This is a genomic window from Providencia sp. wls1916, assembly GCF_009706585.1.
GTDB classification, from domain to species: Bacteria; Pseudomonadota; Gammaproteobacteria; order Enterobacterales; family Enterobacteriaceae; genus Providencia; species Providencia lanzhouensis.
The window spans coordinates 145,651-162,509 of sequence record NZ_WLUL01000014.1; the positions used below are offsets into that span (position 1 = coordinate 145,651).

15 protein-coding genes and 1 tRNA gene are annotated in these 16,859 nt (G+C 40.3%); 9 read left to right on the forward strand and 7 right to left on the reverse strand.

The annotated features are described in order from the left end of the window. Window positions 1-139 precede the first annotated feature (139 nt). The 4 genes from GKR61_RS10025 to GKR61_RS10040 all read right to left on the reverse strand — a co-directional run bounded on the left by GKR61_RS10025 (window position 140) and on the right by GKR61_RS10040 (window position 1,991). On the reverse strand, window positions 140-442 hold the full coding sequence (locus GKR61_RS10025; protein WP_230083152.1) for a YqjK-like family protein: 303 nt from the start codon (window positions 440-442) through the stop codon (window positions 140-142). After that, complete coding sequence (locus GKR61_RS10030; RefSeq protein ID WP_036956172.1) at window positions 429-833, reverse strand: phage holin family protein; 405 nt, start codon at window positions 831-833, stop codon at window positions 429-431. The genes GKR61_RS10025 and GKR61_RS10030 overlap by 14 nt, the downstream gene beginning before the upstream one ends. Before the next feature lie 9 nt (window positions 834-842). Beyond that, window positions 843-1,148: a DUF883 family protein gene (locus tag GKR61_RS10035; RefSeq protein ID WP_036956175.1), complete on the reverse strand. Its 306-nt coding sequence runs from the start codon at window positions 1,146-1,148 to the stop codon at window positions 843-845. Between the two features lie 183 nt (window positions 1,149-1,331). Continuing rightward, complete coding sequence (locus GKR61_RS10040) at window positions 1,332-1,991, reverse strand: DedA family protein (RefSeq protein WP_108478444.1); 660 nt, start codon at window positions 1,989-1,991, stop codon at window positions 1,332-1,334. 610 nt (window positions 1,992-2,601) lie between these two features. Here GKR61_RS10040 and GKR61_RS10045 point away from each other — a divergent pair. The 3 genes from GKR61_RS10045 to sstT all read left to right on the forward strand — a co-directional run bounded on the left by GKR61_RS10045 (window position 2,602) and on the right by sstT (window position 6,077). Further along, window positions 2,602-3,573: a TerC family protein gene (locus GKR61_RS10045; protein WP_036956180.1), complete on the forward strand. Its 972-nt coding sequence runs from the start codon at window positions 2,602-2,604 to the stop codon at window positions 3,571-3,573. Window positions 3,574-3,669: 96 nt separating this feature from the next. Further along, a complete protein-coding gene (locus GKR61_RS10050) occupies window positions 3,670-4,539 on the forward strand; it encodes a hypothetical protein (protein ID WP_230085029.1) in 870 nt (289 codons plus the stop codon). Window positions 4,540-4,820: 281 nt separating this feature from the next. Continuing rightward, window positions 4,821-6,077, forward strand: a complete 1,257-nt coding sequence (gene sstT, locus GKR61_RS10055; RefSeq protein ID WP_036956183.1) for a serine/threonine transporter SstT — start codon at window positions 4,821-4,823, stop codon at window positions 6,075-6,077. 64 nt (window positions 6,078-6,141) lie between these two features. On the opposite strand, the gene GKR61_RS10060 is transcribed toward sstT, so the two are convergent. After that, a complete protein-coding gene (locus GKR61_RS10060) occupies window positions 6,142-8,163 on the reverse strand; it encodes an NADPH-dependent 2,4-dienoyl-CoA reductase (RefSeq protein WP_108478445.1) in 2,022 nt (673 codons plus the stop codon). 257 nt (window positions 8,164-8,420) lie between these two features. Here GKR61_RS10060 and GKR61_RS10065 point away from each other — a divergent pair, with 257 nt between their 5' ends. Then, on the forward strand, window positions 8,421-9,017 hold the full coding sequence (locus tag GKR61_RS10065) for a GNAT family N-acetyltransferase (RefSeq protein ID WP_154599778.1): 597 nt from the start codon (window positions 8,421-8,423) through the stop codon (window positions 9,015-9,017). 60 nt (window positions 9,018-9,077) lie between these two features. Here GKR61_RS10065 and GKR61_RS10070 read toward each other — a convergent pair whose 3' ends face one another. After that, entirely contained in the window at window positions 9,078-10,151 is a 1,074-nt protein-coding gene (locus GKR61_RS10070; RefSeq protein ID WP_108478447.1) for an NAD(P)H-dependent amine dehydrogenase family protein, read from the reverse strand. Window positions 10,152-10,506: 355 nt separating this feature from the next. Between GKR61_RS10070 and GKR61_RS10075 the strand changes: the two genes are divergently transcribed. After that, a tRNA-Ile gene (locus GKR61_RS10075) sits at window positions 10,507-10,583 on the forward strand. 77 nt (window positions 10,584-10,660) lie between these two features. Here the strand turns inward: GKR61_RS10075 and GKR61_RS10080 are convergent. After that, complete coding sequence (locus GKR61_RS10080; RefSeq protein WP_108478448.1) at window positions 10,661-11,209, reverse strand: RBBP9/YdeN family alpha/beta hydrolase; 549 nt, start codon at window positions 11,207-11,209, stop codon at window positions 10,661-10,663. Between the two features lie 1,168 nt (window positions 11,210-12,377). Between GKR61_RS10080 and GKR61_RS10085 the strand changes: the two genes are divergently transcribed. The 4 genes from GKR61_RS10085 (at window position 12,378) to GKR61_RS10100 (ending at window position 16,851) form a co-directional block, all read left to right on the forward strand. Beyond that, the gene (locus tag GKR61_RS10085; protein WP_036956196.1) at window positions 12,378-12,944 is read left to right on the forward strand and encodes a fimbrial protein; all 567 of its coding nucleotides are present in this window, start codon (window positions 12,378-12,380) and stop codon (window positions 12,942-12,944) included. A 155-nt stretch (window positions 12,945-13,099) separates the two neighbouring features. Next, window positions 13,100-15,571, forward strand: a complete 2,472-nt coding sequence (locus tag GKR61_RS10090) for a fimbria/pilus outer membrane usher protein (protein ID WP_036956412.1) — start codon at window positions 13,100-13,102, stop codon at window positions 15,569-15,571. 22 nt (window positions 15,572-15,593) lie between these two features. Next, window positions 15,594-16,334: a fimbria/pilus periplasmic chaperone gene (locus GKR61_RS10095; protein ID WP_108478449.1), complete on the forward strand. Its 741-nt coding sequence runs from the start codon at window positions 15,594-15,596 to the stop codon at window positions 16,332-16,334. Window positions 16,335-16,368: 34 nt separating this feature from the next. Beyond that, window positions 16,369-16,851, forward strand: coding sequence for a fimbrial protein (locus GKR61_RS10100; protein ID WP_036956202.1), 483 nt, complete (start codon window positions 16,369-16,371; stop codon window positions 16,849-16,851). The last annotated feature ends 8 nt before the right edge of the window (window positions 16,852-16,859 follow it).

Sequence of the window (16,859 nt, forward strand, 5' to 3'; positions counted from 1 at the left end):
TTCAATAAAAAGCTAAGCTTATTAACAAAGATAGACAAAAAAATTGAATGTGTATAATTGAGTGCGAAAAAAAGTGCTAAAGGGCACTTTTATCTATCATATTGACAAATAATGATTATTTTTATCTTAAGGGGATGGGTTATTTCTGATTTGAACTGTTTGAGCTGCTTCTTAGGGTACGAATAAGCCCCCAAGTCGCAATGGCTTTCTTGCTCAGTGAAATAAATCGATTGGGGTGCTTTAAGGTAAAAATAGAGATAAGACCCGTCGCAGCGATAACAATTGGGCGAAAGGTCATCAGGGTTTGCCATGCTCTGTCATAAGGGGTAGTGGCTTGTAGCCACTCTTTCTTACTGGCCGATAATTGGATGCGCTGCTGCTCAATATCAGAGACTAAGCGTGATTTTCTTTCTGCAAGTAACTGACGTTTACTTTTGCTCATCATCGGTTCCTGCCAGTGCTTTAGCGTCATTGCGAAGCTGTTCACGGGTTGCGCTTAGCAGCGTGGACTGTTTCGCTTTTTTTAACGTCCAAATAGCAAAGATAATCGCGAGTAAAATCAGTGTTCCGGTCGTGATAGCGAAAGCCTGATAACGATAGACGGGATCCACAGACCAAAAAATTAGTCCAATAAGGCACATCAGACCAAATGCAGAAAATAGAAGGGTCAGCCCTGCGAGTAATAATAACTGAACAAGGTTGAGTTTCTCTTCTTCTAATTCTACTGCAATAAGTTGAATGCGGGTTTCAACCATATTAACGGCGATACCCGCAATTCTTTGCAGAGAATCTAGAACCCGCTTAGCGGGTCCTTGACGTGGCGACTGTTCCATAAGCGGTGATTAGCGCTTGGTGAGCAGCATGCCTAAGACCACACCGACCGCTGCACCGATACCCACACTTTTCCATGGATTTTCACGTACATAGCAATCTGCTTGGCCTGCAATTTCTTTAGTTTGCTCGGTGATTTTATCACTGGCTTGACCGAGTTTAGCTTTTGAAGAGGAGAGGGCTTCACGGGCTTTCGCCTTTAAGTTTTCGATCTCTTCTTTTGATTTGTCTTGAGTACTATTCAGAATGGATTCGAGAGAGTCTGCGAGTGATTTAAGTTCAGCACGTAGATCTTCAGAAGAATGATTGGATGACATAGTAGAACCTCCTATCAATAGAAAAATAACGCAATGCCTTAATAAAGTATGGCCTTAATAACATTACAATAGCTTTTTTTAGCTTAAGTGCAATCACTAATTGGTATAGATTTCGAATTGAGATAGAGGAAAGCGGGAATCGCTAAATATTCCCGCTGTTCGATTTGATTCAGTGACGGCTATTTATTTGCGGGCGAATTTTTTCTTGATGACAACACCAATGCTGCCGATCAGACCCAAAATTAATAATCCAACTGGAATAAGCATCAAGACATTCATAATTTGATGCTCATATTGTTGGAAAATAGGGCTTTTACCGAATCCGTAGCCTATAGCGGTCAAAATTAGCACCCAAAGGAGCCCGCTTAACCAGTTAAACACTTGGAAACGCCCATTTTGCAAGCCCGCAAGCCCTGCGATAGTTGGTAGTAATGTTCTGACAAAAGCAAGGAATCGACCAATCAGTAATGCGGCTAAGCCGTGACGATGGAATAGCCCATGAGCACGCTGATGATAGTGTTCGGGGAGGTGTGATAACCAGCCTTTGACAATTTTTGTATTACCTAGCCAGCGACCTTGGATATAACCCACCCAGCAACCAATACTGGCGCCCGCAGTTAAAATCACTAAAGTTAATGGGTAGCTAAGAGCACCTTTTGCGATGAGTACGCCAACAAGGATCAGTAAACTATCACCGGGTAAGAATGCAGCTGGGAGCACGCCGTTCTCCAATAATAGGATCATAAACAGCATGAAATAAATCGACCATATCAACGATGGGTTAGATAAGGTTTCGTAATCTTGGTGCCAAAGGGCGAAAAAAAGTTCTCTAACTAATTCCATTAATGTTTCCTAAACGGCAATCACAGCAACAAACATGTTGTTGGGCAGAAATGGATTAAGTAAATGCCGGAAGAAAACAGCTGTTTCTTCGGGCTGTTAGTGTAAAACCCGATCACTTTAACAAAACAGAAAATAACTAAACAGTAAATTTTAAGCTTATTTTGAGAATTCATTTAAATTGCGGCTGATTTTTACATTTTAGGTTCTTAACTACTGGCTTTCTAAAATGGCAAAAAACGGGAATGGCGCTGAATAAGAGGATTTAATCTGACTATTTATCAATATATTTGTGTTTAGATAACGAAAAATAGCATGAACATATTGGTAGCTAATCATTGCTTTTTAAGACTAATTACCTTATTGTGTACGCATAGCAAAGGGGAGTAACTTCTTCTGTCGGATTATCGTCATTACGGTGCACACAATTGTACCCGGTAACCGAGCACCACAATTTCCTTGTCTTAGGTTATCTGTGTTGTAAGTGAGACCTTGCCAGAAGGCGAGGTTTGCTCATCGTTTACAACCGTATAGTGATAACTTAGGGTGAAAACAGTTTAAGCGGCTGATGTCTTCTGGATATCAGCCGTTTTTTGTTTTTTAAGGAATCAAAATGAACTCTGTTGGAAATCCTGTTTTATGGGGCAGCTTTGCTGTCATGATCCTTGTGATGCTACTCATCGATATGTTTTGGCAAGGAAAACATAAAGGCCAGGCGATGTCGATGAAGCAAGCAGCGGGTTGGAGCATCTTGTGGGTGACTCTGTCGCTGATTTTTGCGGGCGGCCTGTGGTGGTACTTCAATGATACCGTTGGACCTGAAGTTGCGAACACGCAAACTATGGCGTTCTTAACCGGTTATCTGTTAGAAAAAGCCCTTGCTGTGGATAACGTGTTTGTTTGGTTAATGCTATTTGGTTACTTTGCTATTCCGGCAAATTTACAGCGTCGCGTACTTGTTTACGGGGTGCTTGGAGCTATCGTCCTGCGTACGATTATGATTTTCGCAGGTAGCTGGTTAGTTACACAATTTAGCTGGATCCTCTATGTTTTCGGTGCGTTTTTACTGTTTACGGGGATCAAAATGGCGTTCGCTAAAGAGGATGATTCACCGATAAATGAAAAGCCATTGGTCAAATGGGTTCGTTCACACTTACGGATGACGGATGAGTTACATGGTGAAAAATTCTTTATTAAAAAGAATGGATTGCTGTTTGCTACCCCATTAATTTTGGTTCTGATCTTAGTGGAAATCAGTGATGTTATCTTTGCGGTAGACAGTATTCCCGCTATCTTTGCTGTGACCACCGACCCGTTTATTGTATTAACGTCTAACCTGTTTGCGATTTTAGGCTTACGTGCAATGTACTTCTTATTAGCGGGTGTTGCTGAGAAATTCTCAATGCTTAAGTACGGTTTAGCTATCATTTTAAGCTTTATCGGCGTGAAGATGTTGCTGATGGATATTTTCCATATTCCTACTGCGGTTTCGTTAGGGACTGTGGCTGCAATCTTAGTTCTGACATTGGTGGTTAACACGATCGTGAATAAGCGCAACGAAGCGAAAAAATTGATTAACGGATAATCTTTTTCCTAATTAGAAAAACTCCCATAATTTCATCATGACTTTGGGAGTTTTTTTATATCTAATGATTTATAGGCGTAAAGATGAGGCGGTTCTGTGCAACAAGTCATGCGGGTCTTACGAAAACTCTATAAGTATGAAAATAGCCAATATGATGGAGGTCGTGCGGTATCGACTTATCCATTGGACTCTTTATCTGATAAAGAACGGAAAATATTGAGTGATTCTCATTGGTTGCCGAATGAGATTGCATTTTTTACTGATCATGAAGATATCATTAATAAACTACACAGTTTAAAACAGGAAACAGCGCTTACTCGCCAGCGTTGTTTGGATGCTTTCGTGGCGGGAGTTGGAGGAAGTTATTTGCGAGGTCGATCAGTCTTGGGAGCTTATCACAAGCTACTTTCTCTGCCGGCTCATCAATATCTTGAAAAACCGCAATATGCATGTTGTTGGGTTTGTAGCGATCATAATAAGCATATTTATATTAATGATAGTTACTTCCAATACTGCTTATATTACGGAAATTCCTATACTGGGAATGTAAGTTACACTTATTTGAATCTCCGACATTTACTGACGGTTGCTGCTGTAGAACCTACCGATGAAGACAAAAAAGTCTTTAATCAACTATTAGATTTATTACGTCATGCCCCTGAAAATGAGACGCCAGGGCAGTTTGAAAAGCGGTTATCGCAGGCAAAATTGGTTAAAGGAGACAGATATACATTACGCGGAATATTGCATTCACTCGCATTGATTGGTGTTATTCCGAATACTTTTATCGCTTTGTCTCTTGATAGTTGGCGCGATTTTGGTGATATAACTAGTGCAGAAAACCAACTTAACAATACGAAAGGGCGTTCTGATATGGAAATGCCTTGGGCTGGTTGGAAAGGAAATTTAAAAGTAGATGAGGCAAAAATAGCAGATTACTTTGGTGACTATTTAATCAATCGTTAAATCTTACTCGCAGTAATCAATACAATTTTAAAAAACACCTTGGAGTCATCTGAGGTGTTTTTTTATTTTAACTATCTGAAAATCCTCACTCATTTTCTATGTCCTCTGTTTCCTATAAGAAACAAAACTCTATTGCGATCACAGATATGTAAAATTAATGTTAACTGCAATCAATCATTGTGTATATTTTGAATAATAGCCTTTTCAGGAGATTAATATTCCTTATACTGGCTCGGCAAACACATTTAATTCCTAAAAAAGATAAATTATAAAGGTCTATTATGGATACAAATAAAGCAGGGTTATGGCGAGTAATTAGTCAAGGTAGTTTGGTCAAACAAATCCTAGCAGGCTTGATTGCAGGTATCTTATTGGCATGGTTATGGCCATCGGCAGCAAAAAACGTTGGCTTACTGGGTGACCTGTTCGTCAGCGCGTTAAAAGCGGTTGCTCCAATTCTTGTTTGGGTGTTGGTTATGGCGTCCATAGCTAACCATCGCCAAGGGCAAAAAACCAGCATTCGTCCAATTTTAGTGCTGTATATTCTAGGGACATTCTTCGCGGCTGTTGTGGCGGTGATTGGCTCATTTATGTTCCCATCAAGCTTGATCTTAGCTGTAGGCGATACTCAACTGACGCCTCCGGGTAACATTGCTGAAGTGCTCAAAGGTTTGTTGATTAATATTTTCGCTAACCCAGTCGATGCTCTGATTAAAGGGAACTATATTGGTATCTTGGCATGGGCGATTGGTTTAGGTATTGCATTGCGTCATGCCAATGAATCCACCAAAACGATGATCCACGATTTCTCTTTAAGCGTGACTCAGTTGGTTCGTGTGGTTATTCGCTTAGCGCCATTAGGTATTTTCGGGTTAGTTTCTTCAACAATTGCGACAACCGGTTTTGAAACCTTAAAAGGTTACTTCCACGTATTGGCGGTATTGCTGGGCTGTATGATTATAGTGGCACTAGTCGTTAACCCGCTGATTGTTTACTGGAAAATCAAGCGTAACCCATACCCATTAGTCTTCGCTTGCTTACGTGAAAGTGGTGTAACCGCCTTCTTTACCCGTAGCTCCGCAGCTAACATTCCTGTGAACATGGGGATGTGTCGCCGTATGAACCTGCATGAAGATACGTATTCCGTTTCTATCCCGCTAGGCGCAACCATTAACATGGGCGGCGCGGCTGTCACCATTACAGTGTTAACACTGGCAGCGGTGCATACTCTGGGCATTCCTGTTGATATCCCGACGGCGCTGCTATTAAGCGTGGTTGCAGCGGTTTGTGCATGTGGTGCATCTGGGGTTGCTGGTGGTTCGTTATTATTGATCCCACTGGCGTGTAATATGTTCGGTATTTCGAATGAAGTGGCAATGCAAGTGGTTGCAGTGGGCGTGATGATTGGCGTACTTCAAGATTCTGCTGAAACTGCACTGAACTCTTCAACGGACGTGCTTTTCACTGCGGCGGTATGTTTATCGGAAGACGATAAACTGGCGCAAGCGGATTCTGAGTTATCTCAAACTCAAGACTAAGCTTTCACGTTGTTCAAAAAAGAAAACCCGCTGATTAGCGGGTTTTTTTATGGGTCAAGAAAACTTACAACTGATAAGCCACTTTCATACCTTGTTCAATGGCTCGGCGGGCATCTAACTCGGACGCCACATCCGCCCCTCCAATCACATGAGGGTGAATGCCAATATCTTCTAATTGCTCTTTCAATGGGCGATAAGGTTCTTGCCCAGCACAAAGGATGACATTATCAACGGCAAGGCAGATATATTCATCTTGATAGCGAATATGAAGCCCATCATCATCCACATTCATATATTCCACGCCATTAAACATCTGAACGCCACGTTTCATTAATGACAGGCGGTGCACCCATCCTGTGGTTTTTCCAAGTCCTGCGCCGACTTTGCTGTTTTTTCGCTGCAATAAATAGAGGTGGCGAGGCGTTGGTTCTAACTGTTTTTTCATCGGGAAAAGCCCGCCGCGAGTGGTGATGGCGGTATCAATATTCCATTCATGATTAAATTTATTATCATCTAAACTGCTGCTGATCCCTTGTTGGGTAAGGAGTTCCGCCACATCGAACCCAATCCCTCCGGCGCCAATAATAGCTACGTTTTTACCGACATTATCGGGCTGTTTTAAAGCCTCAATATAGGACATGACTTTGCGATGATCGGCGCCAGCTAGGTTGATAGTGCGGGGGATAACGCCTGTGGCGATAATAACCTCATCAAATTGAGTTAAATCATTCGCTTGTGCAATCTGCTCGAGTCGAACATCCACATTGAGTAGTTGCAGTTGTCGGGAAAAATAACGCAAAGTTTCATAAAACTCTTCTTTGCCGGGGATCCGTTTAGCGAGATTGAATTGCCCACCAATTTGGTTGCTGCGTTCAAATAGCGTGACTTGATGCCCTCGTTTGGCGGAATAGATTGCACAAGAAAGCCCCGCTGGACCCGCCCCGACAATTGCCACTTTTTTGGGTTTATCTGCTAATTCATTAGGATAGTCCATCTCGCGTACCGCTTGTGGATTCACTAAGCAGCCAGCCAGCTTGCCATTAAAAATCTGGTCAAGGCAGGCTTGATTGCAGCCAATACAGGTGTTTATTTCATCAAATCGACCGTCTTGGGCTTTTGACACAAACGCTTCATCAGCAAGGAAAGGGCGCGCCATGGACACCATATCAGCTTGACCGCTAGCAATGATTTGTTCCGCCACAAACGGGTCATTGATGCGATTGGTGGTAATCAGTGGAATATTCACCTTGCCCATTAATTTTTCGGTTACCCAGCTGAAGGCTTTGCGGGGGACCAGCGTCGCAATGGTCGGCACACGGGCTTCATGCCAGCCTATTCCTGTATTGATCATGGTGGCGCCCGCACTTTCAATCTCTTTAGCCAATAGCTCAATTTCATCCCAAGTTGAGCCCCCTTCAACAAGGTCAAGCATGGATAATCGATAGATAACAATGAAATTTTTCCCAACCGCTTGGCGAATGCGTTTAATGATTTCTATCGGAAAACGGATACGGTTTTGGTAGCTGCCGCCCCATTCATCAGTTCGACGATTGGTGCGCGATGTAATAAATTGGTTGATTAAATAACCTTCCGATCCCATCACTTCGACACCATCGTAGCCTGCTTGCTGGGCAAGTTTAGCGGTATTTACGAAGTCATCGATGGTTTTCTGAACTTCATCGGCAGTTAATTCACGGGGGGGAAATGGGGTGATCTCGGATTTAATCGGGCTAGGCGCCACTAACGCCGGATGTAGAGCGTAACGACCTGCATGCAAGATTTGTAATGCAATTTTTCCATCCGCTTGATGCACTGCATCGGTGATTTGTTGATGAAATGGCAATTGGTCTTGATGATTCAATACAGCACCATGAGGTGCTAAAGCTCCTTCGGGGTTCGGGGCTATTCCCCCGGTAATAATCAGACTGACTCCATTCTCTGCACGAAGTCGGTAAAAGTGGGCAAGGCGCTGGCTTCCTTGGGGATGTTCTTCTAAGCCGGTGTGCATTGAACCCATCAAAATACGGTTTTTAAGAACGGTATACCCCAAATCAAGTGGGGTAAAAAGATGTGGAAAATTGCTCATATTGGCTCCCATTTGGGACTATTAATAACAGGTCAGATGAGTTAACTGTAGCCTAATGGACAATTGAATTAAGAATAATGTTAAAAAATTGTGATTTTTATCATATGTTTTACGAGGAATAATTAAACTTACAGGACTATTTCTTTTGTTTTATTTTTCTGTCATAAAAAATGGTTACAACAAAGAAGAATGGTTATTCACATCATAATTTGATGGGGTTTCACTTCACACAACCGAGTTATTCAGGAAATACGCCGATGAAAGAGATTTGCCAAGCTGTCACCTTAGAAGGCAACCATGTTCGATTAGAGCTACTGACTCATCACCATGATGCTGTTTATGCTGAGATTATTGAACGAGATAAGCTACATCACCTGTGGTATACCTCGGTACCTGAACCGGAAAATGTCGCGAAAGATGTCGATATGCGCCTTGCGCGTTTTGCCCATAAAGAGATGGTGCCATTCGCGATTATTGATAAACGTACAGGCAAAGCCGTTGGCATGACCTCGTATATGCGGATCGACCAAGGGGTTCGCCGTGTTGAAATTGGGGCAACATGGTATGGAGCCGAAGCCCAGCGCACACCAATCAATACGGAAGCTAAGTACTTGTTATTAAAAAATGCATTTGAAGAATTAGAGTGTGTTGCCGTGGAGCTAAGAACACATTTTTTAAATCATCAAAGCCGTAAAGCGATTGAGCGTTTAGGGGCAAAACTCGATGGGATTTTACGTAACCATATGCTAACTCGTACGGGTGAGCTACGAGATACCTGCGTTTATAGCATCTTAAGTAATGAGTGGCCTGCAGTGCGTCGCCACTTAGAATGGCAGATGACAAAGCCTCGCTAAGTCAAAAAAATAGCCCACGGGATGTGGGCTATGTGATTAATATTCAATCAAGTCAGTTGATTATAAATATTCGTGCATCGGTTTGGTCATATACACGTTATTTGGCATTTTTTCTGTGGTGGTGTAGCCCGCAGGGCTGTTGATCAGCGCTGGGATACGGTTAACCAGGTTTGCGCAGGTGAGTTCCACGGTTGCTGGGTTATTCACTTCAATCGCCGTATCTGGCTCGCCAATGAGCTGCCAACTGTTTTTGTCGCACTCATCCGCCGTTAAAATTTTACCGATACATTCCGTTTCTAAGGTGACACCTTCTGCTGTTTCAGTGATCACCACGGCAGACAACCCTAAAACATCGCCTTTTTTCACCGTCATTTTTAAAGTATCTGAATAGATATCTTCTTTGGCAATTTGCGGCACGCAGCGCTGAGTTTGATTGGTAATGGTCAGACCTAAACGGCTGCACAGCCAACCATTTTGTGTCCACATGTACGGTGGTGCATATTCACCGCTCTCAATTTTCTCAGCGATAACCGCGTATGGCAGGTCGTTATAGTTACCAATTTGCTGATTGAATTCGTCGACAGTTAAACCTGCACCGTGACCTTTTGCCAGCGCGATGCCGTAATCTTCCACGTTATAGCAGCTAGAGCCTTTGATTTTGACCAGTTTGTGCATAGAACCCGCCAAGGTATCGATAAGCACGCCCCAGAACATATCTGGGTAGCCGCTGCCCGCTAAAGTGCAGTTATTCGCTTTAGCTAAAGCATCGAGTTTTTCAGTGATCTCAGGGGAAGAGTTCCACGGATAGAGAGCTTCTTCACCTGTTGATATTGCATTAACGCCATGGCGAGCGAAGAGGGAGAATGCATCTTCTAAATCGGTCATGGTACTGAGGGTCGCAATAATCCCCACGTCAGGTTTTAAGGTTTCTAGGGCTTTATCCGCTTCATTCAGTGGCTGGATTTTTACGCCAGTTGGCGCCGTGCCTGCAATTTCACCAATGTCTTTGCCAATCACGGCAGGGTTGATATCAAAAGCCGCCACAACTTCAGCACCGTGTTCTTGTAGGTAACGGATGAGAAATTTGCCCATCTTTCCACAACCATATTGAACTGCACGTACTTTTTTCATCATTATCGTCCTATAGCTGTTTGTCTAATATCATCATGTTCTATATGAAGTATAAAATTATTGTTTTATATCAATCAATTGAATAAAGAATGCTTAATAAATTAGAACAGGAAAACTCAATCTTTACGCCCGATTATTTACTATAGGGTAGTCGTTAACGCAGGTTTGTTCATAAATGGCGTTCTAATAAAGAATGGAATCCTAGAATAAAATTCGATAATTAAGATAGGAATGATGATTTTCGATGATGCCATGCCATTGAATTATATGGCATGGCTATGGCTTGGATACAAATTCACCATACAGTATTGAAATACTAGACCTTCACCAAAACAGCACGTATAATCGGCACCACTTTGGCCCCTTAGCTCAGTTGGTTAGAGCAGGCGACTCATAATCGCTTGGTCACTGGTTCAAGTCCAGTAGGGGCCACCAAATTTTAGCTGTTAAATCAGCGAAAAAAGCCACTTCGAAAGAAGTGGCTTTTTTGTGTCTGGAGCACAGGAAATAAACTACCTGCGAACAAATCCTCTCCCCGTAAACTCTTCAATCAACCGCTCGCCTTCATGCCATTCGCCATATCCTGCATCAGTATTTAAATGCTCACCGCCTTTAACCAACATAAGCTGGCTGCCCCATGTTTCGGCAAGCTGATGGGCTTTTTCAGTGCCAAGATGCGGATCATTATCGGTATAAATAAGCAAAGAAGGGCTTGGAAGCTTTTTATTGGGTAGCGGTCTCTGCTGTTGAATATCGAGTAAGGCAGAAGGGGAATCAACATCTGCTGGGGTGGCTAGGATCATTGCCTTTACTCGATGGTTGGGAAATTGGCTTGCCCATTGCGCCACACAAACGGCTCCGCAACTGTGTCCAATCAGTACCAATTCACCCTCTGTATTTTGAACCATGTCGTTTAGGCGCTCTATCCATTTATGGTTAGGGGCATTCCAGTCATCCTGAATGACGCGCACAACATTATGGTATTTTCTTTCTATATAGGATTGCCAATGTTGAGAGCCGGAATTGGTATAGCCGGGAACAATAATAAAAGTGGTGGTCATCTTGCTTCTCAGGTTGTCTGGGTGAATGTAATCTTAATCGGTGCGAACTAAAGTTAGCTAGCAATTTATCTGTTAGCGTTAAATCAAAATGTTATTTAAATGAGCCATTCGGAATAATACGAAATAGCTTCTGATGATTTTGCTTTTAACGCATTTAATGCGTTACTTATGAGTTTGTAATAAATAATTAAAAATAAAATCAATGTATTGCAGTTAATCCTATTTTCATCACACATTATGATTGTCACCATTGCAATTACTACTAAAGTCAAATTATTTAAGGTGGGATGAGTTTCAATTTGACTTATGGAAAGGTTACTCATATGAAGGATAATGCTTCACTAGATAATGAATTTTCGGGTTTCAATGCATTTCATCTGATTTGATAAAGGCTCAATGAATGCATTTGAGCCTTCGTGTTTCTTTTTACCTAAAGAGCATTTGCCATTCTAATTTCCTACCTAGCTATTCTTATATACCAGTCAATACATCCCTGAAATAATCACTATGGTCATCATATTTGAGTGTGAAATAGTACCTTAATGAAATACTGATTAGACCAGAATATATTTTATTCACATTGAATAATTCTCATTAGGTATAATAAATGAGACTGAGTTCTTATTTATTAGAAAAAATAGCGGATGGGGTTAAATTAGAATTAACCATTTTCTTTTTGATACATATAAATTTGGATTAAAACCGAAAAAAACTATTACGCTAAATTGTGGTAATTGGATAATTGAAGATAATAATACGCGTCAAAGATGTAACCAATTGCAAAAAAGTAATGTCCGATGTATGTGAAAGAAATGTTGTTAAGTATGAATCAATGACACATTATCTGTAACTGATTGATTTATATAGTATCAAAATAATCTTAATATGAGTAAATGTATCAAAAAATAACTGCCTATTGAACTTCTTGTTTTCGATAGGTGATGGCGACTTTACAGCTTTTAAGTGTAATTATAGTATTTGTGTGAACCAAAGCTCAAAAGGCAAAAAGATTTAATTAACGTATTCATAAATATATCGTGGTTTTACCTAAGTATATTTAACTATGTCTCGTATCTGAAATTTAAGCTTCTATTGTAATTAATAATTAATTACAGGAATTCTTATTATCTTTTTTCTTTAAATTACGACTTAATTGAGGATTTACCAAATGAAATTAAATAAAACTCTTATGGCTATCGCAGCAACGACATTAATTGGTTTTGGTGCAAACGCAGCACCAGTTAACCACGGTAATGGTAAAGTTACTTTCACTGGTAGCATCATCACTGCACCTTGTTCTATTGACCCATCTTCTATTGACCAAACTGTAGATTTAGGTCAAATCGCTGATGTGGTGTTAAAAAATGGTGGTACTTCAGACGGTCAATCTTCACCAGTTATGTTCGATATTAAATTAATTGACTGTACTGTAGAAACAGGTGATTCCGTGAATATTACATTTTCAGGCGCGGCCGCTACAAATGATCCTAAATCACTATTAGCTATTACAGGTACTGCTGCAGGTGCAGGTATCCAGATCGTAGATAGCAACAATGACCCAATCGTATTAAATGAAGTCACTAAATCTGAGCACAAACTGCAAGGAACAACTAATACCCTGCAATTTGCTGCATATGTGAAAGGTTTAGGTAGCCAAGGTAAACCAGAAGCTCCGGTTGATATTGTTGCAGGTGAATTCCAAGCGGTAACTGATTTCGTATTGTCGTATAACTAATTTAATGCATTAGTTATTAACGGTAAGCTGAAGTAATGAGACCAATCATTACTTCAGCTTAGAAAATTTATTAAAATTTAAGGACATCGTAATGAAAAAAGTTAATAATAAAATTATGTGTTCTGTGTTTTTAAATGTTAATAAAAAATAAAGTCATGAAAAAACTCATCACGGTATCTTTATTGCTGCTGAATCCATTAATTGCTCTCTCTGAAGAGGCTGTGGACTTCAATATTAATATATTGAACGCAGAAGATAGAGAAAATATTAATTTGGCAGTTTTTTCACAAGATCTTTATATTGTTCCTGGCATTTACCCCTTTAAACTAAGTATAAATAATGCGTATATACCTGAGCAGAAAATAACCGTTGTGAGTTATGAAGAAAAATCACAAGCGTGTTTAACGGATGAAATTGTCGAGAAATTTGACTTAAATTCGGAAGCTGAAAGTGTATTACAGTGGAATACTATTGATGGCTTAGAGTGTTTAGATATTGCTAGCTTAGAAGGAATGTCAGTAACACCTAATTTATCGACCGGAACATTAATTATTAATATTCCTAAAAGTTACCAGGAATATTCAGCCAACGACTGGGAATCAGCATCTCGTTGGGAAGATGGCATTAAAGGTATTATTTTTGACTATAATCTGACCTCACAATATAACCATAGTTTAGGTGATAACAAATCGAACAATACTTTTTTCCTTTCAGGATTAGGGGCGGTTGGCGCTAATTTTGATAGCTGGCGTTTACGGGGTTTTTGGCAAGGTTCATATAACCATGCACAAAATAGTCGAGTTGATGATACTCATGATATTAAATGGACGAATATTTATGCTTATCGAGCTATTCGCAGCTTAAAATCGAAATTAACTCTAGGTGAAGATTTTCTGCAAACAGATTTGTTTGATAGCTTCAAGTTTATTGGGATTTCATTACGTTCTGACGACAATATGTTACCGCCGAGCTTACGTTCATATGCACCAGAGGTGACGGGTTTTGCAGAAACGAACGCGGTAGTCAAAATTAGCCAAGATGGACGCGTTATTTATGAAAGCTTAGTTCCTGCGGGTCCATTTAGAATCCAAAATTTAAATAGCGGTATTTCAGGGACGTTACAAGTCAGAGTTGAAGAAAGTGATGGGCGTGTTTCAGAATTTGAAGTAGAAGCTGGAAACATTCCTTTTTTATCTCGTCCAGGTTCTGTGCGTTATAAAGTGAGCGCAGGTAGACCAACGGATATGGATCGCCATGTTATGGGGGATGCATTCGCACAAAGCGAGGTTTCATGGGGCGTTAGCAATGGTTGGTCAGTTTTTGGTGGCGCACTAAATAGTAGTCGATTTAACTCTTTTGCTGCTGGTGTTGGACGTGATTTGTTTCAATTTGGTGCAATCTCATTTTCATTTAATCATTCAATAGCAGCATTGACAGATGGACCGACCTTAAAAGGCAAAGCATTTAAAGTCGATTATTATAAAAGCTTCGAAGGAAGTAATAGTCAAATTCAATTGTCCGCATACCGTTTTATGGATCGTGAATTTATGACGATGAGTGACTTCCTTACTTATAATGACCAAAAAGATATTATGTATGCAGGACACAATAAAGGCTCTTATTCTGCATCACTAAGTAAAAACTTTACTGATTGGCGTTCATCCATAAATTTAAACTACACGCACCAAACCTATTGGAATCGCCCAAATAGTTATCGCTATAACATGACCTTTTCAAAATATTTTGATACCAGCAAGTTTCATAATATCGGTCTGTCTATCAACATGTTTAATAGCAAAATGCAGGGTTATCAAGATAACGGAGTTTATGTCAGCCTTTCAGTTCCATTAGCATCAGGAACTTATGTCAATTATTCAACGTATAATGGTAAGAACGATAATACGAATAAAGTGACAGTGAATGAGCGTCTTGAAAATAAAGATAACCTTTCACTTTCTATCGGTAATAATCGACATAGCGGAATATTTAGTAGCTATTATAGCCATAAAGGCAATATGAATGATTTTAATACCAGCTATAACTATATAAGTAATAACTCAATGTCATTATCTGCGAATGTCCAAGGCGGCATAACATTGACGGGGTACGGAATAGGAATGCATCCAGTCACATCAACAGGTGGAACACGAGTTTTTGTTGATACAAATGGCGTTAAAGATGTCCCTGTAAAATATAACGGCACACATTTACGCTCTAGTGGTTCTGGAAAAGTCGTTGTACCAGATATTAATAGCTACTATAAGACAGACGTCGTTGTTGATATTAATAAATTACCTAAGAATGTTGAGGTTGCGGATTCCGTAACACGAACCACACTCACTGAAGGGGCAATAGGTTATCGTAGTTTTGATGTTATTTCTGGGATCAAAATGATGGTGATGTTGAGATTACAAGATGGAAGTTACCCACCATTTGCTGCGGATATTAAAAATAATGCTGGCAAGACAACCGGTATTGTGGGTGACCAAGGTGAAGCTTACATCGGTGGAATAAGACCGGGTGAGGCAATGAAAGTATTATGGCAAGGTTCTGAATGTACGATTACATTCCCACAAAATATCGAAGAGCATAATATTTACGACAAACTGCTCTTACCATGTAATTAATAATAATCTTAAAAGAAGGCTAATGTTTATGATGAAAAAATTATCCGTATTATTACTTAGCTGCTTCGTGACTGCGAATGCTTATTCTGCAATTTCAATGGACAGAACGCGTATTATTTATAATGGCGATAGCAATTCAGTCTCATTAACGGTAAGTAATAAAAATAACCAACTGCCTTATTTGGCGCAAGGCTGGTTTCAAGATGAAAAAGGCGAAAAGCTAACCTCTTATTTTACGATTTTACCACCAATCCAAAGAATTAATGCGGGGCAAACAAGCCAATTGCGTATTGAAGCTTTACCAGACATAGTGAAATTGCCTCAAGATAGAGAAAGCCTGTTTTTCTTTAATTTAAGAGAAATTCCACCTACAAGTAAAAAATCTAACGTACTGCAAATTGCATTACAAACACGTGTGAAGTTGTTCTATCGTCCAGCTTCTTTAGCGGTTGATTCCACGCAAATGAAAAATGCGCCGTGGCAGAATAAATTAGTGCTAGTCAAAAAAGGCGGTGCTATTTATGCCAAAAACCCAACGGCTTACTACGTGGTATTAAACAACATTAGAAAAAGTGCCAACGCAGAGAAAGCAAAAAGTTTTGTTGCTGTAGACGTTGCGCCATTTGCTGAGCAAAAACTGTCAATTACCGCAGATCAATTAGGTTCATCGCCAGTGATTAATTACATCAATGACTACGGCGGTCAGGTTGATGTTCCGTTTGTCTGTTCTGCAACAGAGTGTCACGCTCAAGCGGCTAACTAATCCCATAAGCAAATGAGAGAAATGGATAAATCGAATGTTTAAATTTAAGAACCTGTTTTGTCTTAGTTTACTGTTTTTTTTATCTGTGACTGCATTTGCGGATGGGAAGTTTGTGACAGTCAGAGTGAATGTTTTATCTGGCGGATGTGTATTGAATGATAACGAAGATATCTATGTGGATTTTGGCGATGACATCGTTATTGGGCAAATTGAGTCAGGTAAATACACAGAGGAAATTCCTTATAGTTTAAGTTGTGATTCGCGATTTGATGAGCTGTATATTGCTTTTGAAGGCGTTAAAGGGGAAACCTCAAACAGCCTGAAAGTCGCGGATACACCGGGTTTGAATATCAAACTGTATATTGATAACAAGCCTATGGATATCGGTTCTCAATATGAGATTGATAATATCCAATCTTTACCTTCTTTAACCGCAGAACTGGCACTGGCTAATGGGATAAGACCTGTTGGAGGTGAGTTTTCTACTGCTGCAACACTAACTGTAGGATATCATTAAGGTATTAT